This window comes from Mycobacterium sp. UNC410CL29Cvi84, from assembly GCF_000686745.1.
Classification (GTDB): Bacteria; Actinomycetota; Actinomycetes; order Mycobacteriales; family Mycobacteriaceae; genus Mycobacterium; species Mycobacterium mucogenicum_B.
Window position 1 is genome coordinate 416,474 of the sequence record NZ_KK366011.1, and the last position, 19,109, is coordinate 435,582.

General features: G+C 68.1%; 16 protein-coding genes. 10 read left to right on the forward strand and 6 right to left on the reverse strand.

Annotated features, from left to right (window positions below):
* Positions 1-2: 2 nt before the first annotated feature.
* Positions 3-986: an NAD-dependent epimerase/dehydratase family protein gene (locus tag BR47_RS0129125; RefSeq protein WP_029121634.1), complete on the reverse strand. Its 984-nt coding sequence runs from the start codon at positions 984-986 to the stop codon at positions 3-5.
* Between the two features lie 141 nt (positions 987-1,127).
* On the opposite strand from BR47_RS0129125, the gene BR47_RS0129130 reads away from it, so the two are divergent.
* The gene (locus tag BR47_RS0129130; RefSeq protein WP_029121635.1) at positions 1,128-2,525 is read left to right on the forward strand and encodes an acyl-CoA synthetase; all 1,398 of its coding nucleotides are present in this window, start codon (positions 1,128-1,130) and stop codon (positions 2,523-2,525) included.
* On the opposite strand, the gene BR47_RS0129135 is transcribed toward BR47_RS0129130, so the two are convergent.
* Positions 2,522-3,865, reverse strand: a complete 1,344-nt coding sequence (locus BR47_RS0129135) for a hypothetical protein (RefSeq protein ID WP_502685837.1) — start codon at positions 3,863-3,865, stop codon at positions 2,522-2,524. The genes BR47_RS0129130 and BR47_RS0129135 overlap by 4 nt on opposite strands.
* Positions 3,866-4,023: 158 nt before the next feature.
* On the opposite strand from BR47_RS0129135, the gene BR47_RS0129140 reads away from it, so the two are divergent.
* Positions 4,024-4,437, forward strand: a complete 414-nt coding sequence (locus BR47_RS0129140) for a PPOX class F420-dependent oxidoreductase (RefSeq protein WP_029121637.1) — start codon at positions 4,024-4,026, stop codon at positions 4,435-4,437.
* Positions 4,438-4,485: 48 nt separating this feature from the next.
* Here BR47_RS0129140 and dapD read toward each other — a convergent pair whose 3' ends face one another.
* Both dapD and BR47_RS0129150 read right to left on the reverse strand, forming a co-directional pair.
* Entirely contained in the window at positions 4,486-5,409 is a 924-nt protein-coding gene (gene dapD / locus BR47_RS0129145) for a 2,3,4,5-tetrahydropyridine-2,6-dicarboxylate N-succinyltransferase (protein ID WP_020099334.1), read from the reverse strand.
* A 123-nt stretch (positions 5,410-5,532) separates the two neighbouring features.
* The gene (locus tag BR47_RS0129150) at positions 5,533-7,347 is read right to left on the reverse strand and encodes an NAD(P)/FAD-dependent oxidoreductase (RefSeq protein ID WP_029121638.1); all 1,815 of its coding nucleotides are present in this window, start codon (positions 7,345-7,347) and stop codon (positions 5,533-5,535) included.
* A 114-nt stretch (positions 7,348-7,461) separates the two neighbouring features.
* Here BR47_RS0129150 and BR47_RS0129155 point away from each other — a divergent pair, with 114 nt between their 5' ends.
* The 6 genes from BR47_RS0129155 (at position 7,462) to BR47_RS0129180 (ending at position 13,901) form a co-directional block, all read left to right on the forward strand.
* On the forward strand, positions 7,462-8,508 hold the full coding sequence (locus tag BR47_RS0129155; RefSeq protein WP_029121639.1) for a 2,3-butanediol dehydrogenase: 1,047 nt from the start codon (positions 7,462-7,464) through the stop codon (positions 8,506-8,508).
* 14 nt (positions 8,509-8,522) lie between these two features.
* Positions 8,523-9,317, forward strand: coding sequence for an acetoin reductase (locus BR47_RS0129160; RefSeq protein WP_020099337.1), 795 nt, complete (start codon positions 8,523-8,525; stop codon positions 9,315-9,317).
* Between the two features lie 23 nt (positions 9,318-9,340).
* Positions 9,341-10,621 (forward strand): GAF domain-containing protein, encoded by a 1,281-nt coding sequence (locus tag BR47_RS0129165; protein ID WP_029121640.1) that lies wholly within the window; start codon positions 9,341-9,343, stop codon positions 10,619-10,621.
* Between the two features lie 108 nt (positions 10,622-10,729).
* Positions 10,730-11,794, forward strand: a complete 1,065-nt coding sequence (gene dapE / locus BR47_RS0129170) for a succinyl-diaminopimelate desuccinylase (protein WP_029121641.1) — start codon at positions 10,730-10,732, stop codon at positions 11,792-11,794.
* Positions 11,791-12,153: an RNA-binding S4 domain-containing protein gene (locus BR47_RS0129175; RefSeq protein WP_029121642.1), complete on the forward strand. Its 363-nt coding sequence runs from the start codon at positions 11,791-11,793 to the stop codon at positions 12,151-12,153. Before dapE ends, BR47_RS0129175 begins: the two co-directional genes overlap by 4 nt.
* Before the next feature lie 143 nt (positions 12,154-12,296).
* Entirely contained in the window at positions 12,297-13,901 is a 1,605-nt protein-coding gene (locus tag BR47_RS0129180; protein WP_029121643.1) for an ABC-F family ATP-binding cassette domain-containing protein, read from the forward strand.
* 159 nt (positions 13,902-14,060) lie between these two features.
* Here the strand turns inward: BR47_RS0129180 and BR47_RS32360 are convergent, their stop codons facing one another.
* A complete protein-coding gene (locus BR47_RS32360; RefSeq protein WP_051635075.1) occupies positions 14,061-14,912 on the reverse strand; it encodes a type VII secretion target in 852 nt (283 codons plus the stop codon).
* Between the two features lie 70 nt (positions 14,913-14,982).
* A complete protein-coding gene (locus BR47_RS0129190) occupies positions 14,983-16,641 on the reverse strand; it encodes a tetratricopeptide repeat protein (RefSeq protein ID WP_502685838.1) in 1,659 nt (552 codons plus the stop codon).
* Between the two features lie 101 nt (positions 16,642-16,742).
* Here BR47_RS0129190 and log point away from each other — a divergent pair, with 101 nt between their 5' ends.
* Both log and fadD6 read left to right on the forward strand, forming a co-directional pair.
* The gene (gene log / locus BR47_RS0129195) at positions 16,743-17,306 is read left to right on the forward strand and encodes a cytokinin riboside 5'-monophosphate phosphoribohydrolase (protein ID WP_020099344.1); all 564 of its coding nucleotides are present in this window, start codon (positions 16,743-16,745) and stop codon (positions 17,304-17,306) included.
* Positions 17,307-17,317: 11 nt separating this feature from the next.
* Positions 17,318-19,099, forward strand: coding sequence for a long-chain-acyl-CoA synthetase FadD6 (gene fadD6, locus BR47_RS0129200; RefSeq protein WP_020099345.1), 1,782 nt, complete (start codon positions 17,318-17,320; stop codon positions 19,097-19,099).
* Positions 19,100-19,109: the final 10 nt, after the last annotated feature.

Genomic DNA, 19,109 nt, shown 5'->3' on the forward strand with positions numbered 1-19,109 from the left:
CGCTATTCGACCGGGTATGGGCCATCGGAGAAGACCTCCGCGTGGTAACCCTTCGAGCCGACGGACTGGGTGAGAGCACTGCGGAATTCGCGATCCTGTTCGAGTCGCTCGATCAGCTCGGCGAAGGTGTGGCGCGGGTGCCAACCCAGATCGTGCCTGGCGCGGTCGTTGACGTAGACCCGATCAATCGACGGGAACATGGTCCAGCCGCGGCGCCGGTATTCGTCGACGTACCGAGGCAGGTGACGCGCCACGACCGCCGGCGCGTCCAGCCGCAGCTGCGGCAGATCGGCCACGGTGAAGGGCGAGGTTGCGCTGATGATGTAGCGCCCGAAGCCGATGTCTGGCGCGCGTTCGATGGCACGCAGATGGGCTTCCACCACGTCTTCGAGATCGACACGGCGGTAAAGGAACTCGTTGACCTTCGCGTTGCTGTCGTCGTAGCGGTCGCGGATGTCCTTGTTGTCATCCGCCTCCGGGAAGAACCTCGATGTCCGCAACACCACGCAGGGAAGTCCCTGTCGGCGGGCGAAGAGTTCACACAGGTCTTCGGCGGCCGCCTTGGTGACGCCGTAGATGTTCTTGGGTCTGTCCGCGACGTCCTCGGTGATCCACGCGGCGGGTTCGTGCGCGGCAGGAACCAGTGCGTCCCCGAATGCGCTCGTCGTGCTGGTGTAGACGAATCGGGTCACCCCGGCCGCGACCGAGTGCTCGAGCAGGTTGAGCGTGCCGGTGATGTTCGTATCGACGAATTCCTGCCGGGTGTGGGTCGCGACGTGCGGCTTGTGCAGCGTCGCGGTGTGCACAACGGCATCGACCCCGCGTATCGCTTCGGCGACGGCCACCGGGTCGGTGACCGATGCCTGGTGGCGGGTGAAGACCGACGCTGTCGTATCGAGGCCGACTACCTCGTGGTTCGTCTGCTGCAAGCGCAGCATCAGCGCTTCACCCAGGTGACCCGAACTGCCGGTCACGAGAATCTTCATTGTCGCTGGTCCCCGGTTGCCCTGCCGAACGGACGATGTCCCGCCCTCACGGCATCGAACCTATTGGCGTCGGCGGCCGAGCGCGAGTCATTTATGACGCGGGTCCTTCGCTGGAATCGGATAGGCGAGTAGCCTCGCGATGTGCTGCTGACCTCTTTGAACCCCGCCGTCGTCGCTGCCGGACACGACCTCGAAGACGCGGTACGGATCGACGGCGCGGTGCTGTCACGCAGCGATCTGGTCGGGGCTGCGACATCGGTCGCCGAGCGGGTCGCGGGGGCGTCGCGGGTCGCCGTCCTGGCGCGGCCCACCGCCAAGACGGTGCTGGCGATCGCCGGCTGCCTCATCGCGGGGGTGCCGGTGGTTCCGGTGCCGGCCGATGTCGGTGCGGCCGAACGCCGGCACATGATCACCGATTCCGGCGCGCAGGCGTGGCTGGGCGAGGTGCCTGACGAAAACGAAGGGCTGCCACACATTCCGGTGCGGCTGCACGCCCGGTCCTGGCATCGCTACGCCGAGCCGTCGCCGGATTCGACCGCCATGGTGATGTACACCTCCGGTACCACTGGGCTGCCCAAGGGCGTCGTGATCAGCCGTCGCGCCATCGCCGCCGACATCGACGCGCTGGCCAAGGCCTGGGCCTGGACCCCGGCCGACACCCTGGTGCACGGACTGCCGCTGTTCCACGTGCACGGCCTGATCCTCGGCTTGCTGGGCTCGCTGCGGATCGGAAACCGCTTCGTACACACCGGAAAACCCACGGCGGCCGCGTACGCCGAGGCGGGCGGCTCGCTGTACTTCGGGGTACCGACGGTGTGGTCGCGGGTAGTGGCCGACGCCGCGGCCGCTGAAGCGCTGCGGGGTGCCCGCCTGCTGGTGTCCGGCAGCGCGGCGCTGCCGGTGCCGGTGTTCGACGATCTCGTGCGCCTCACCGGGCATGCGCCGGTGGAACGCTACGGCAGCACCGAGTCCCTCATCACCCTGTCCACGCGCGTCGACGGCGAACGTCGGCCCGGTTGGGTCGGACTACCGCTCGATGGGGTGCAGACCCGGCTGGTCTCCGACGACGGGTCGGCGGTGCGTCACGACGGGGAAACCATTGGCCGCCTGGAGGTCTCGGCGCCGACGATCTTCAGTGGCTATCTGAACCGGCCCGAGGCGACGGCCGAGGTGCTGGGCGACGACGGCTGGTACCGCACGGGCGACGTCGCGGTCATCGACGCCGAGGGCATGCACCGCATCGTCGGCCGCGAATCGGTGGACCTGATCAAATCCGGTGGTTTCCGGGTCGGCGCCGGTGAGATCGAGACCGTCCTGCTGGGCCACCCGGGTGTATCGGAGGCCGCGGTGGTCGGTGTGCCCGACGATGACCTGGGGCAGCGCATCGTCGCGTTCGTGGTCGGGTCGGCGTCGTCGCAGGAACTCATCGACTTTGTCGCGCAACAGCTTTCGGTGCACAAGCGGCCGCGCGAGGTGCGCCTCGTCGACAGCCTGCCGCGTAACGCCATGGGCAAGGTGCAGAAGAAGCTCCTCGTCTAGGGCAGACGACTGGCCGGTCCACCCTCGGTCTCCGGCTGGATCAGCCGGAAGTGAGATTCGCTGCGCTGCATGTGCCGTCGCTGGTAGTCGCCGTCGATGCGCTTGCCGTCGACCATGCCGGTCAACATCAGCCGGTCGGGACCATCCAGACGAAAGTGCAGCACGATGGGCGGATCCGATTCGTGCCTCTTGATCTCCAGTCGGTCGTCGCGGATCTCGAACTGATAGACGGTCACGTAGCCCGCCGGGACCTGGGTGACGAAGCTCGAGTAGTCGTCGACCCGGTCGGCGATCGCGACATTCGTCCATGGCGCCGGCGAGGTCTGCTGCAGCGTCGCCTGTTCGCCTGCCACGGTGAATGACGTTGCGCGCCAGACTCCGTCGATGTCCGATTCCGGGTGCCGAATTTGCTGGTAGGTAACGACGCTGAACGTCGCGACCAGCACGGTGACGACGCCTGCGATGGTGAACTTCGCCACGGTGCCGGTCCGGCGCAACCACCGACTGCCGGAACCCAACGCCGGCCACAGCGCGACGGGTTCGGGAGTGCCAAGCTGGAATACCGTTCGAGCCAGGCTTTTCCAGTACGGCGTGGTGATCGCGACGGCGATGAACAACAGCTGGCCGGACACCAGCTTCACCGGGACGTCGTAGAAGAGGTTGAGCAGGAACACCTGGCCCATGGCCACGATCGCGATCAGTGCGCCCAGCAGCCACGTTCGCCGCCACAGCAATAGGACACCGGCGACGAATTCGACCAGACCGGCGGCCATCGAGTAGGGGTCCGAGGCGCCCATGAAACCCCACAGTGTGTTCATCATGCTGACGTCGCCGACCATCTGGATCTGGTAGCCGGGCAGCATCATGTAGGCCATCTGCGTCGGAATGAGCTTGGCCAGACCGTAGAGCAGCATCGAGACGGCCAGACCGAACCGGGCGAACACCAGCAGCAGTGCGGCAAGGCTGCGGTAGTTCGGCCGATGCCGGTCCAGCGCAGTCCACACCGCGGTGATCACCAGAGCCACCAGGATCCAGCCGAGGTGCAGGCACCACTCCGCCATGGAATCGGCGCCGCCGTTGATGTTCAGGTACGCGCCCTCGCCCCGGGTCACGAAACTGCCCAGGTTTGCGAGCCCTTGAAGAAGCGGGGCCATCAATACGCTCAGGCCCAGATTGCCGTACACCGAGAGGATCAGGATTCCGCCGCCGATGGTGAAGAACAGCCGGAACGCCAGCTTCTGCGCGCCGGTCCATTCGGGTGCCGAGATCTCGTCGGGGTCGGTAGGTGTCAAGGTGTCCGCGTCGCCGGTCGTCGTGCTCACCGGATTGACGCTAGTGATGAATGTGCGCCGATGTCCCTGGGGGAAAACCTCCAACTTCCCGGCGACGATATCCCCGATGGCGCCGACTGTGCGGTTCCGTACGCGGCGTGCGGATCCACGCGCACCAGCTCATTCTCGGCGGGAATGCCACACGCCGCCGCGGCCTTGTAGATCCCATGCAACTCACAGACGAAGCCCGTGCCCTCATCGGCGACGGGGCCAACGCGACGCTCGTGACTCTGAATGCCGATGGCAGCCCGCAGGTTTCGGTGGTGTGGGTCGAACTGCAGGGCGACGAACTGGTCAGTGCGCACCTCGGCGACTACAAGAAGCTGCGCAACATGCGCCGCGACCCGCGCGTCGCGGTCACCATCATCGGCACCGACCGGGGTGCTGCATCGGTGAATCCGTACCTCGCGATCAGCGGTACCGCCCGCATCGTCGAGGGTGGGGCACCTGAAGTGCTGACCAGGCTGACCAACGTGATGGCGCCGGAGTTCAACGGCAAGTTCCCGCCGGCGGGCGCGCCGCCCGGATACCTCACTCGCATCACCATCGAGAAGGTGACGGGCGTCGGCCCCTGGGCATGAAAAAGCCGAGCCCGAGCCGGAATACCGGCTCAGGATCGGCGTGCAGAACTAGTTGGCGTGCAGCGCCTCGTTGAGCGTGATGCCGGTGCCGTCGCGCTTGACCACCTCGACCGCGCCGCTGACCGAGTTCCGGCGGAACAGCAGGTTGTTCGAGCCGGACAGCTCCTTGGCCTTGACGGTCTGACCGTCGGCGGTGGTCACCTTGGTACCGCCGGTGACGTACAGGCCGGCCTCGATGACGCAGTCGTCGCCCAGCGAGATGCCCAGGCCCGCGTTGGCACCCAGCAGGCAGCGCTTGCCCACCGAGATGACCTCCTTGCCGCCACCCGACAGCGTGCCCATGATCGACGCGCCGCCACCGACGTCGCTGCCGTCATCGACGACGACGCCCGCCGAGATGCGGCCCTCGACCATCGACGTGCCCAGCGTGCCGGCGTTGAAGTTCACGAAGCCCTCGTGCATGACGGTGGTGCCCGACGCCAGGTGCGCACCCAGCCGGACGCGGTCGGCGTCGGCGATGCGCACGCCCGACGGCAGCACGTAGTCGACCATGCGGGGGAACTTGTCGACACCGAACACGGTGACGGTGCCGCGGCGACGCAGCTTGGCGCGGACGGTCTCGAAGCCCTCGACGGCGCAGGGGCCGAAGTTGGTCCACACCACGTTGGTCAGCAGGCCGAAGATGCCGTCCATGTTGGCGCCGTGCGGCGCGATCAGACGGTGCGACAGCAGGTGCAGGCGCAGCCAGACATCGTGCGTGTCGGCGGGCTTGTCGTCGAGCGAGGCGATGGTGGTGCGCACGATCTCGGTGCGCACGCCGCGGTCCTCGTCGGTGCCGACGAGGGCTTCCAGCTCAGCGGGGACCGGGCCGGCCGCGGCGTCGGCGTTCAGTTCGGGTGCCGGGAACCAAGTGTCGAGAACGGTTCCGTCGGCGGTGATGGTGGCGATGCCGATGCCAGATGCAGAAGTCACGTTGCTAAAGGCTACTGACCCCTCGCCGAGTTGGGGTCACCACCCACTCGCGAGCAGACACAAAACTGTCGTTGACGCCGTGAAATCGACAGTTTTGCGTCTGCTCGCGGGGAGAAACAGGGCTCACTGCAGGTGGTGGACCTCCTGCAGGCCGTATACCGGCGTCGGGATGCCTTCGTACCGGGCCTTGAGCTGCAGTGCCAGGTACAGCGAGTAGTGCCGCGACTGGTGCAGGTTGCCGCCGTGGAACCACAGGTTCTCCTGCTGCGTCGGCTTCCACATGTTGCGCTGCTCGCCCTCCCACGGTCCGGGGTCCTTGGCGGTCCCGCTGCCCAGGCCCCACACCTTGCCGACCCGGTCGGCGATCTCCTGGCCCATGAGGTCGGCGGCCCAGCCGTTCATCGAGCCGTAGCCGGTCGCATAGACGACGACGTCGGCCGGCAGTTCGATGCCGTCCGCCAGCACCACGGAGTTCTCGGTGAGGTGCGACACCTGGCCGTGTGCCAGCTTGATCGAACCGTCGGCCACCAGCTCGCACGCGCCGACGTCGATGTAGTAGCCCGAGCCGCGCCGCAGGTACTTCATGAACAGGCCGGAGTCGTCGTCGCCGAAGTCCAGCTCGAAGCCGGCGGCCTCCAGTCGTGCGTAGAAGTCCTTGTCCCGCTCCCGGATTGCGTCGTAGATCGGTCGCTGGAAGTCGGCCATGATGGCGTAGGGCAGTGATGCGAAGGTCAGGTCGGCCTTCTCGGTCGTCATGCCGGCGGCCACCGCGCGCTCCGAGTACAGGTCGCCGAGGCCCAGCTCCATCAGCGAATCCGACTTGACGACGTGCGTCGACGAGCGCTGCAGCATCGTCACGTCGACGCCGTTCTCGTACAGCGCTTTGCAGATGTCGTGCGCGGAGTTGTTCGACCCCACGACGACGACCTTCTTACCGACGTACCGATCCGGACCCGGGTGCTGACTCGAGTGGTGCTGTTCGCCGGCGAAGATGTCCTGGCCCGGAAGTGTTGGCACGCTGGGTTTTCCGGACATGCCGGTCGCCAGCACCAGTTGCGTCGGGTGCAGAGTCAGGCGCTCGCCGTCGCGATTCACCTCGACCGTCCACCGGCCGGCAGCGGAATCGTAAGTGGCCGAGAGGCATTCGGTGCGCGACCAGTACGGCACCTCCATCACCTTGGTGTAGAACTCCAGCCAGTCGCCGACTTTGTCCTTCGGCGCGAACACCGGCCAGTTAGCCGGGAACGGCAGGTAGGGCAGGTGGTCGTACCAGACGGGGTCGTGCAGGCACAGCGACTTGTACCGCTTGCGCCACTGGTCGCCGGGCCGCTCGTGCTTGTCGACGACGATGGACGGCACCCCGAGCTGACGCAGCCGGGCACCGAGTGCGATACCGCCCTGGCCACCGCCGATCACCAGCACATAGGGCTGCTTCTCGCGCCCGAGCGTCGCCTCTTCCTCGGCGCGCTTCTCGGCCCACGAGCGCGGATCGGGGTCGGACCCGTGCACCGCGCCGAGCACCCGCGTCGCGCCCTTGCGCTCCTCGTGGCCCTTGAGTTCCTGCAGCGTGGTCAGCAGCGTCCAACCTTCGTCGCCGCGCAGCCGCAGGTGGCCCGAGCCGCGCCCAGTGGCCGTCTCGAACTCGATGAACGCCGACGTCACGTCGCCGTCGGCGGTGGCGGGTTCACGCGTACGGAAGCCGGACGGGGTGGTGTCGGTGAGCCGGGCGCGCAGCATGCCGGCGATCTGGTCGCGACCCTCGACGGTCTTGATGTTCCAGGTGAAGGCGACGAGGTCGCGCCAGAAGCTGTCGACGGCGAACATTCCGACAACGCCGTCGATGTCCTGTGCGGCCAGTGCCGCTTCGAAGTTGGCGAGCCAGGCCTCGACGCGCTGCTGCGGCGAGATGGCGGTGGTGGGTTCCAGTGTTGCGGTCATGTGACTCAGGACACAGCCACGGCGCAACTCCCGACAAGAGTTGCACCACGTTGCAGCGTTGCAACCTTCTGCAACTCTGTTGGAGTGTGGCCGCGGTCACATACAACTGGTCGCATGAGAGCAGCTGTCTACTACGGACCCAACAAAGTCTCGGTCGAGGACGTCGCCATCCCGGCTCCCGGGCCGGGCCAGGTGCAACTGCAGGTCGGCTTCAACGGCATCTGCGGCACCGACCTGCACGAGTACTACGCCGGCCCCATCTTCGTCCCCACACAACCGCATCCGCTGACTCACCAGGAACTGCCGCTCACGCTGGGGCACGAGTTCTCCGGCACCATCACCGCCGTCGGCGCCGGCGTCACGGACTGGCGCGAGGGCGACCGGGTGGCCGTCGAACCGATCTACAAATGCGGCCACTGCGGCCCGTGTGCGGCCGGCAACTACAACGTCTGCCAGCAGATCGGCTTCCACGGCCTGATGTCCGACGGCGGCATGGCCGAGTACACCGTGGTGCCGACGAACATGCTGCACCGGTTGCCCGACAACGTCTCGCTGGAACTCGGGGCGCTCGTCGAACCGATGTCGGTGGCCTACCATGCGGCGACCCTCGGCGACGTCAAGCCCGGTGATACCGCGATGGTGTTCGGCGCCGGTCCGATCGGCATCGGATTGTGGTTCGCCTTGCGCGGCAAGGGACTTCAGGAAGTCTTCGTCGTCGAGCCGTCGCCCACGCGGCGGGCCGCCATCGAAGCGCTCGGTGCCGTCACACTCGACCCGACGGTTGTCGACGTGCCCGGCTTCATCGCCGACCACACCTACGGCGCCGGTGCCGACGCGGTGTTCGACGCCGCCGGCGTCACTCCCGCCGTGGAGACGGCACTGGCCTGTGTCGGATCCCGCAAGCCGATGGTGAGCGTCGCGATCTACGAAAAGCCGCTGCAGACACCGCTTTTGAACCTGGTGATGAACGAGTCCCGCATCCAGGGCTCGCTGTGCTACACGGGCGCCGACTTCGAGGCCGTCATCGCATTGATGGCACGAGGTGCCTACGACACCACCGGCTGGGTGGCCCAGATTCCGATCGGTGACGTGGTTGCCGAAGGATTCGAGGCCCTGCATGCGGGGAACAAGATGAAGGTTCTGGTCGACCCGACACGATGAGCGGAGAAACAGCAATGGCATTGGCGGGGAAGGTAGCCCTGGTCACCGGGGCCGGACGTGGCATCGGGCGCGGTATCGCGCTGCGGCTGGCACGGGACGGCGCCGACGTCGCGCTCGTCGACGTCGAAGCCGATCCGTTGGCGGAGGTGGCCGCCGAGGTATCCGAAATCGGCTGCAAGTTCACCACTTTCGTCGCCGATGTCAGTGATCGGGACCAGGTGTTCGCTGCCGTCGACTACGTGGCGACCGAACTCGGCGGGCTCGACATCATGGTCAACAACGCCGGTGTCGCGCTGGTCGGCCCGCTTGCCGACGTCACACCGGAGGACCTGCAGCGGTTGTGGTCGATCAACGTCGACGGCGTGCTGTGGGGCATTCAGGCCGCGGTCGCGAAATTCAAGGAACTCGGGAACCAGGCGCAAGGCAAGATCAGCAAGATCATCAACGCCTCGTCGATCGCCGGGCACGACGGCTTCGCCATGCTCGGGCCGTACAGCGCCACCAAATTCGCCGTGCGCGCCCTGACCCAGGCCGCCGCCAAGGAACACGCCGCCGACGGCATCACCGTCAACGCCTACTGCCCCGGCGTCGTGGGCACCGACATGTGGGTGGAGATCGACAAGCGGTTCGCCGAACTCACCGGCGCCCCGGTCGGCGAAACGTACGCGAAGTTCGTCGGCGGAATCGCCCTGGGCCGTGCGGAAACCCCGGATGACGTCGCCGGGTTCGTGTCGTACCTGGCCGGACCTGACGCCGACTACATGACCGGGCAGGCCGGTCTGATCGACGGCGGCCTGGTTTATCGCTGACATGCGGAGCACAATCGGCGTTGATGCAGAGTCCGGCCGTGCCTGAACCAGCGGTAGCTGTTGGCGAGGACCCGCGCAGTTACGCGCGGTTGATGTCGGCTGTCTACGACGCGACCATGTCCGGCGGGCGTGCCCCGGCGCGGCCCCGCGACGTGATCGGCGAGTCGTGGCAGCGGATGCTGGCCCGCGGCGTCAACCCCGACACCCACATTCCGCCGGTCATCGAATCGTCCGGGCTGGATGCGCTGCGCAAGTCGTCGGGTCTGCTCGCCGTGCTCGACGATGTGTCCCGCGGCCTGGAATCCATTGTCGCCGAAGGGGACAACATCCTCGTGCTGGCCGACGCGAGGGGCCGCGTGCTGTGGCGGTCCGGGTCCGCGGCGGTGCTCGGTAAGGCCGACCGGCTCGGATTCGTCGAGGGCGCCAACTGGGGTGAGGGTGCCGTCGGCACCAACGCCATCGGGACCGCGCTGGCGTCCAACCGGGCCGTGCAGGTGTTCTCCGCCGAGCATTTCCTGCGCAGCCACCACGCCTGGACCTGCGCGGGCGCCCCGGTCCGCGACCCGCGCACCGGCCAGGTCATCGGCGTCGTCGATGTCTCCGGCCCGGCCGCGACGGTGCATCCGACCACCGTCGCGCTCGTCGACGCTGTCGCCCGCCTGGCCGAAGCGCACCTGCGCGAGCAGCACGAGGGGACGCTGAATCGGTTGCGGATGGTCGCCGCGCCCATCCTGGCCCGCATCGGCAGTCCGGCGCTGGCGGTCGACGCCGACGGCTGGGTGGCCGCCGTCGACCAGATGCCGCTGCACAACCGGATACTGCTGCCCGACGAACTGGCCCCGGGGCGGGCGTGGATCCCGACCCTCGGGCGCTGCGACGTCGAGATGCTGCCCGGCGGTTGGCTGGTCCGGCCATCGATCGCCGCGGCCGACGACGACGCGACCGCCACCCGCGTCGTCCTGGACCTGCGCGGTGCTCCGGTCCTGGAGATGGCCGGGCAGTTCGGTGGGTGGCGCCATGACATCTCGCTGCGGCACGCCGAAATCCTGCTGGTGCTCGCGATCCACCGGAATGGGAGGTCGGCTTCGGAGCTCGCCGAGGACCTCTACGGCGACCGAAGCCGAGTGGTGACGGTGCGAGCCGAGCTGTCCCGGATGCGAAAGCAGTTGGCGGGCTTGATTCTTGGCAAGCCCTACCGGTTCGGCGACGATGCCGTCATCGACGTGCGCTACCCCGCCGACCGCTCGACGCTGCTCGGCGCCTCGACGGCACCCGCCATCCGGGCCCTGCGCGCCGTCGCCTGAACCGGGGCACCTTCACCTCGCGAGCAGACGCAAAACTGTCGTTTTCGTCGGGAAAACGACAGTTTTACGTCTGCTCGCGGGAGATAGGCGACCGGCTACTCTGGCTGGATGCTGGATCTCACCGCCGACCCGATCGCTCTGACCGCCGCCCTGGTCGACATTCCCAGCGAATCGCGGCACGAGCAGCTCATCGCCGACGAGATCGAGGCCGCACTCAAGGCCCAGGCTCCGCACTTCGAGGTGATCCGCAACGGCGACGCGGTCCTGGCCCGGACCAACCTGGGCCGGTCGTCGCGGGTGTTGTTGGCCGGGCACACCGACACCGTCCCAGCGGCAGACAACCTGCCCAGCCGCCTCGAGGGTGGCGAGCTCTGGGGCTGCGGCACGTCCGACATGAAGGCCGGCGACGCTGTGTTCCTGCACCTGGCCGCCACCATCGCCGAGCCGACGCATGACATCACCCTTGTCATGTACGACTGCGAGGAGATCGAGTCCAGCGCCAACGGCCTCGGCCGCATCGAACGGGAACTGCCCGACTGGCTCACGGCCGACGTCGCGATCCTCGGCGAACCGTCGGGCGGCCTCATCGAAGCCGGCTGCCAGGGGACCTTGCGCGTCATCATCCACGCCACCGGCACGCGTGCGCATTCGGCGCGATCCTGGCTGGGGGACAACGCCATTCACAAACTCGGCGCGGTACTCGAGCGGCTGACGGCCTACCAGCCGCGCTCGGTCGACATCGACGGCTGCGTCTACCGCGAGGGACTGTCCGCGGTCCGCATCGACGGTGGCATCGCCGGCAACGTCATTCCCGACGCCGCGTCGGTCACCGTCAACTTCCGGTTCGCGCCGGACCGCAGCGTCGAGCAGGCTCTCGCGCACGTGCACGAGGTGTTCGCCGGTCTCGACGTACGCATCGAGCTCACCGACTCCGCCGCGGGTGCGCTGCCCGGTCTGACGCAGCCGGCTGCCGCCGCGCTCGTGGCCGCGGCCGGGGGACAGGTGCGGGCCAAGTACGGCTGGACCGACGTGGCACGCTTTGCCGCCCTTGGCATTCCGGCCGTCAACTACGGACCCGGTGACCCGAACCTGGCACACAAGGTCGACGAGCGCGTGACGACGGCGGACATCACTGCTGTCACCGAGATGCTGCGGCGGTATCTGACAAGTTGAGTAGCGTCCGCGTCGACAGCTGGATTTTCGCCGTCCGGATCACCAAGACCCGGTCTTTGGCGGCCGCCGCCTGCCGGGCCGGCCACGTCCGCGTCAACGGCGTCACCGTCAAACCGGCGCAGCTGGTCAGCCCGGGCGACGAGGTCCGGGTCCGGCTCGAGGGCCGCGAGCGCATCGTCGAGGTCATCCGCCCGATCGCCAAGCGGGTCGGCGCGGCCGTCGTGCCGGAATGCCTGATCGACCGCAGCCCGCCGCCACCGGCCAAGGAGACGATGCCTGCCGTGCCGGTCCGCGATAGGGGAGCGGGTCGCCCCACCAAACGTGAACGGCGACAGCTGGATCAGCTGCGGGGGTACTGAGCGGCAATAAATCAGTTGCGCCCGTGAGTACTGTGGGTTTTGCATCTGCTGTCAACCGAGGTGGGCCGAAAACATGCTGGGAGAAGACATCTCCGGATAACCGGAGTACGCCCTCGCCCTGTCACTCTCACGAGAGCTTTTGCATGTCTTCTATCACCTGTTCCCATTTGTCGTTTTCCTGGCCCGATGGCACCGAAGTGTTCTCGGATCTGTCGTTCATTGTCGGTGCCGGTCACACCGGACTTGTTGCGCCCAACGGTGCCGGCAAGAGCACGCTGCTCAAACTCATTGCCGGAGAACTGCAGCCGACCAGTGGCGGCGTGACCGTCGACGGCACGCTCGGCTACCTGCCGCAGACGCTGCCGTTCGCCACCGATCTGACCGTCGCGGAAATGCTCGGTGTAGCACCCGTTTTGGCGGCTTTGACGGCACTCGCCGAGGGCGACGCATCCGAGGCCGTGTTCGCCGCCATCGGTGACGACTGGGACATCGAGGAACGCAGCACGGCGCAGCTGGCCCGGCTCGGTCTCGACGTCCCGCTCGACCGGGTGCTCGGCACGCTGTCGGGCGGCGAGGTCGTCACCCTCGGCCTGGCCGCGCAATTGCTGCGGCGTCCCGATGTTCTGCTTCTCGACGAACCCACCAACAACCTGGATTCTGCTGCACGGCAACGGCTCTACGACGAGCTGGACCGCTATCCAGGCGTTCTGCTGCTGATCAGTCACGACCGTGCGCTGCTGGACCGCATGGACCGCATCGCCGAACTGCGTGACGGTGACGTCCAGTTCTACGGCGGTAACTTCACGGCGTACCAGGATGCGATCGCTGAATTGCAGCGAGCGGCTGTCGATGAGATGCGTAACGCGGAGTCGCAACTGAAGCTGCAGAAGCGACAGATGCAGCAGGCCCGCGAACGCGCCGCCCGCCGGGCCGGCACCGCGGCCCGCAACGTGAAGGATGCCGGTCTGCCGAAAATCATTGCCGGAAAGCTCAAGCGCAATGCCCAGGAGTCGGCAGGCCGCGCCGACGAGGTCCACTCCCAGCGCGTCGACGATGCCCGGGCGCGCCTCGATGCCGCCGAGCGCGCGGTGCGCGACGACGATGTCATCGCCCTCGACCTGCCGGACACCGCCGTGCCCGCAGGCCGGACGGTGCTGAGCGCGAGGGGCCTGAACATCCAGCGTGGTGACCGAATGCTGTTCGCCGACAACGGAATCGATATCGATGTCCGCGGACCCGAACGGATCGCGCTGATCGGCCACAACGGTGCGGGCAAGTCCACACTGCTGCGGATGATCAACGGCGACCTCCGGCCCGATACCGGCACGCTGACCCGCGGCGACGGCCGCATCGCCTACCTGTCGCAGCGGCTCGACCTGCTGGACGAGCAGCGCAGCGTCCTGGAGAACCTGATGTCCTGGGCGCCGACTCTGAGCATCACCCGCAGGCGGCACCTGCTGGCGCAGTTCCTGTTCCAGGACAACAGGATTGATCTGCCGGTGTCGGTGCTGTCCGGTGGGGAGCGGCTACGTGCGACGCTGGCCTGCGTGCTGTACGCCGAACCAGCGCCGCATCTGTTGCTGCTCGACGAACCGACCAACAACCTCGACCTGGTGAGCGTCGCGCAACTGGAGTCGGCGCTGAACGCCTACCGGGGTGCCTTCATCGTGGTCAGCCACGACGAGCGCTTTCTCGATGCGATCGGCATCGAGCGACGAATCACGTTGCCGGAGCGCGACGCGGGGTGAACTGCTCGGTTTATCGGTAGCCCGCGATTGCCCCTCGGTCTACCCCTGTTTCGGTCGGCGGCCGTCAACTTTCATTGACCGTCAAGGAAAGTTGACGGCTCCAGATCGAACATGCCATACCGAGAGGTGCGGTTGCGGCACCAGCTGTGGCGAATCGCGCTAGATATCCTGCGGCCGGGTCTGGGCCGGACGGCGTGGCGGGGGAGTGGCGCCGCCCGACGGACCGGCTGCCGGATCCGCGCCCCCGTCACCCGCGACACCGGCCGTGCCACGGTGCTCGACCGACAGAATCCGCTTGTCGTCCTCGCCCTTCTCGTGGCGCTCCGGGTCCCGACGGTCCCGGTCCCGATCATCAGCGTCCGGCTTGTCATGTTCGCCAACGGAATTCACGTCACCGGAGTCGCTCAGTCCGCCCAGTCCGGCTCCGGCCGCGTGCCCGGCACCGACACCGTCCGCCCCGCCCAGTCCGCCGAGCAGCCCGCCCAAGACGCCACTCACGCCCTGCGCGATCTGCCCGGGAATCTGCCCCAACGCCTGCGCGACACCCTGCGCGATCTGTCCGGCCTGCTGGCCCACCTGACCGATCGTCTGCGCGGCGTCGCCACCACCGGCGGCCGGCGAACCCGGCACCGCCGCACCGAGCCCGCCCGGCGTACCGGCACTGACGCCGCCACCACCGCCGGGTATGCCCTCAGCGGCCGAGGACAGCCCACGTGCGCCCTGCTCGTCACCGGCCCGGTACGACTCAGCAGCACGGTGCAACTGCTCGGACAGCTGCTGACCGGCGGCGCCCGTCGACTGCAGGATGCTGTCGCGGCGCGCCATGACCCCACCCAGCGCCGTATTCATGCCGTGAGCGATCAGCCCGTGCGTCGTCGCAGGACCGGCCGGGCCGGCCGACTGGCCAATACCCGCACCGTTCTGGAGCTGACCCAGCCCGGCCGCCACGGCATCGTGCACCCGGGCCATGCCCAGCACACCCTCGGTATTGACGTACAGCGGATCGCCCATGACCTGCCCCTCGAAGATCTGTTGCGGTCAATCCTATGGCGGCGTCGACGACCTGCCCTGCGGCAAATGGTCAGCTGCGTTCGGCGGCGACCTCCGCCGCCACGGCGCGAGCCTGCCTGGCGAACGCACAGTCGACGCCGACGCGGCCGAAACAGTCCGCGGCCCGGACGTCGCCCAACAACGCCGCGTCGTGCAATGCGCGCAGCGCCACCGCTGACTGGCCGCCGCGCTCGGCGGCGCGGAACGCATCGCGGGCGGCAGCGATCGCGCCGTGCCGGTCCCGCCGCGCCGCGTTGGTCCAGGCGCGGGCCAGCGCCAGTTCGGGTGCGAACAGCATCGATTTCAGGCCGTGCCTGGCCTCGGCACGGGCCAGTGCCCGGCCCGCCTCGGCGGTCGCCCCGCGCTGACCGAGCGCCCGCGCCAGCAGCATCCACGCCAGCGGGCCCCACGAATATCCGGTGCGCCCCAGCGCTTTCGCTGCGTCCTGCAGCAATTCGATCGCCGAGTCGAGCTCGCCCCGGGCGATGAGCACGTCGGCCAACAGCACCTCCCCGATGGCGCGCCCGGGCTGTTGGGACTGCGTGAAATCGATCAGCTCCTGCGCCAGCTGCTGAGCTCCCTCCGGCTCACCGGTCAACAGCAGGGCCGTGGTCTGCCCGAACCCACTGGTGAACCGCAACAGCCCCGGCTGCCCGGCGGCCAGCGCGCGCTCGGCGAAGGCGTCCACCTCGGCCAACCGGCCCGTGCGGGCACAGCTCAGCGCCGCCGCCGATGCCGCCCAGCCGATGGCCGTGTCGCTCGGGTCAGGACTGGACAGCACCGAGTCGGCCAGCTGCATGGCCCGGTTGAGGTTGCCGGCGTTCATCGCGAACGTCGCCGACAACGCGTCCAGGGTGACCTGCGCCGCCGGCGTCTGGACCCGGCTGCGGACGGTGCGCAGGAAGGCCGTCGCGCGCTCGGGCTCGGACAGCATCCAGAACTGGTTGGCCGCGCGGGGCAGCGCCCACATCATCAACGCGGGCTCGGTCAGTGCGGTCGCGTCGACCTCGGCCAGCACGGCATCGGCGTCCAGGCCGCGCCCCTGCCAGGCCAGGGCGTAGCTCAACGTCACCCGGGTGGCCAGGCCGCCGGCCGGCAGCGCGGCCCGCCCCAGCCGTTCCGCCAGTTCGAGATCGCCCAGCCGCAGGGCATCGTCGGCCGCGGCCGCCAGCTCGGCGACGGGTAGGGCGTCACCGCCGTCGAGTGCCCGCACCGCGCGCCGCAGCCGGCCGACGACGCCGTCGCTGTCCAGCGCCGGCAGTCGGTCAGCAGCGGGGGACGCGACGGGAGAAACCGGCCCGTCGGCCGTCACCGGTACCACCAGCCGATCCCGTACGAGTGTCGAAATGCCCTCGGGCAGAGACTGATTCGATTCCGCCGTGACGATGACCCGGGCCGCTCCCGACACGGCGAGCTGGTAGACCAGCGACGCCGACAACCGGTCGAGCAGATGTCCGTCGTCCACGACCAACAGCAGTCCGGTCCCGAGCGCCTCTCGCGCCGCGCGCAACACCTGAACCGTCCGGCCCGTCTCGGGCACCGTGAACAACCGCTCGAAGGCGCCGAACGGCACCCGGGAGTCGGCCGCGGTGCCGGTGATCCAGGCTGCGCGCTCGAAGTCGGGCGCCAGCTCGTCGTATGCGGCCCGCGCGGATGTGGTCTTGCCGGACCCGCGGGCACCGGTCAGCAGCGCACCGGACCGGGTTTCGACGCCCGCTTTGAGCTGGCTCAGCACCACGGTCCGATCCTATGGCTGTGCGACGCGCGGAACGGCTCGATTAGCGTTGCGGTGTGACAACCGAAAATGCCTACGCCGTCTGTGTCTACTGCGCCGCCGGTCCCCGTCATCCCGAATTGCTCACCCTCGCGGGCGATGTCGGCCGGGCGATCGCGGCGCGAGGCTGGACGCTGGTGTCCGGTGGCGGCAACGTCTCGGCCATGGGCGCCGTCGCCGACGGAGCCCGCGAGAACGGCGGCCGCACCATCGGCGTCATCCCGAAGAAACTGGTGCACCGTGAGCTGGCCGACGTGAACGCCAGCGAACTGATCGTCACCGACACCATGCGCGAGCGGAAGCAGATCATGGAGGACCGGTCCGACGCCTTCATCGCGCTGCCCGGCGGCATCGGCACCCTCGAGGAGTTCTTCGAGGCCTGGACTGCCGGCTACCTCAACATGCACGACAAGCCGCTGGTGATGCTCGATCCGCACGGCCACTACGACGGCCTCCTGGCCTGGCTGCACACTCTGGTCGACAGCGGCTACGTCCAGCAGGAGGCGTTGGACCGGCTGGTGGTCGTCAAAGACGTCGATGAGGCCATGGCTGCTTGTGCGCCGCGTGACATCGCTCACTAGGCTCACCGGGCATGAGTGACGAGACATCACGCACCGGCGTCGGGCTGCTCGATATTGCTAAGCAACTGCCCGGTTTTCTGTCCGACGCCCCGGTGATCCTTCGGGGCCTGATCACCGGCTTCGGTGCCAGCCCGACGGCGAAGACGTCCATCGGCAAGGTGTTCCAGGAACGCGCCGAAGCCAACAAGGACAAGGTCTTCATCAAGTTCGACGACCAGCGCATCACCTATGGCCAGGCCAACGCGACGGTGAACCGCTACGCGTCGGTGCTCGCGGCCAAGGGCGTCGGCCCCGGCTCTGTGGTCGGCATCATGCTGCGCAACTCGCCCGACGCCGTCCTCCTGATGCTGGCGACGGTCAAGTGCGGCGCGGTCGCCGGAATGATCAACTACAACCAGCGCGGCAACGTCCTGGCGCACAGCCTCGGCCTGCTCGGCGCCAAGGTTCTGGTCACCGAGTCGGACTTCCACGAGCCCGTCATCGAGTGCGGTGCTGATGCGGAGCTCACCAAGGGCCTCATGTCGGTCGAGGAGCTGCGCGAGCAGGCCGTCGGCCAGTCGACCGCCAACCCGGTGGGCACCAGCCAGATCCTGGCCAAGGAGAAGGCGTTCTACATCTTCACCTCGGGCACCACCGGCCTGCCCAAGGCCAGCGTCATGACGCACTATCGCTGGCTGCGCGCCCTCGGCGGGTTCGGTGGGCTGGGGCTGCGCCTGAACAGCAGCGACACCCTGTACTGCTGCCTGCCGCTGTACCACAACAACGCACTGACGGTGGCGACGTCCTCGGCCCTCAACGCCGGTGCGGCGCTCGCGCTGGGCAAGTCGTTCTCCGCCTCGCGGTTCTGGGACGAGGTCATCAAGTACGACGCCACCGCGTTCATCTACATCGGCGAGATCTGCGGCTACCTGCTGAACCAGCCGCCCAAGCCCACCGATCGGGCACACAAGGTCCGGGTCATCGCCGGCAACGGACTGCGCCCCGCGATCTGGGACGAGTTCACCTCACGCTTCGGCATCAAGCGGGTGTGCGAGTTCTACGCCGCCAGCGAGGGCAACACCGGCTTCGTCAACGTCTTCAACATCGACAAGACCACGGGCATCTGCCCGTCGCCCGTCGTCTACGTGGAATACGACCTGGAGACCGGCGAGCCGGCCCGCGGCCCCGACGGCCGGCTGCGCAAGGTCAAGCGCGGCGAACCGGGCCTGTTGCTCAGCAAGGTCAACAACCTGCAGCCGTTCGACGGCTACACCGACAAGGCCGCCAGCGAGAAGAAGCTGGTGCGCAACGCCTTCAAGGACGGCGACGTCTGGTTCAACACCGGTGACCTGATGCGGTCGCAGGGCTTCGCACACGCCGCGTTCGCCGACCGGCTCGGCGACACCTTCCGGTGGAAGGGCGAAAACGTGGCCACCACCGAGGTCGAGGCCGCGCTCGGCGCCGACGACCAGGTGGAGGAGTGCACCGTGTACGGCGTCGAGGTGCCGGGCTGCGGCGGCCGCGCCGGCATGGCGTCGGTGCAGTTGCGCGACGGCGCCGAATTCGACGGCGCCCGCCTGGCCAAGGCGGGCTTCGAGCACCTGCCCGCCTATGCGGTGCCGCTGTTCATCCGGATCGTGCCCGAGCTGGCGCACACCTCGACGTTCAAGAACCAGAAGGTCGACCTGCGCAAGCAGGGCTACGGCGACGAGGTGAAAGACCCGATCTACGTGCTGGCGGGCCGCGACGAGGGCTACGTGCCGTTCTACCCCGAGTACCCCGCCGAGGTGAAGGACGGCAAGAAGCCGCGTTAGCCAGGGATTT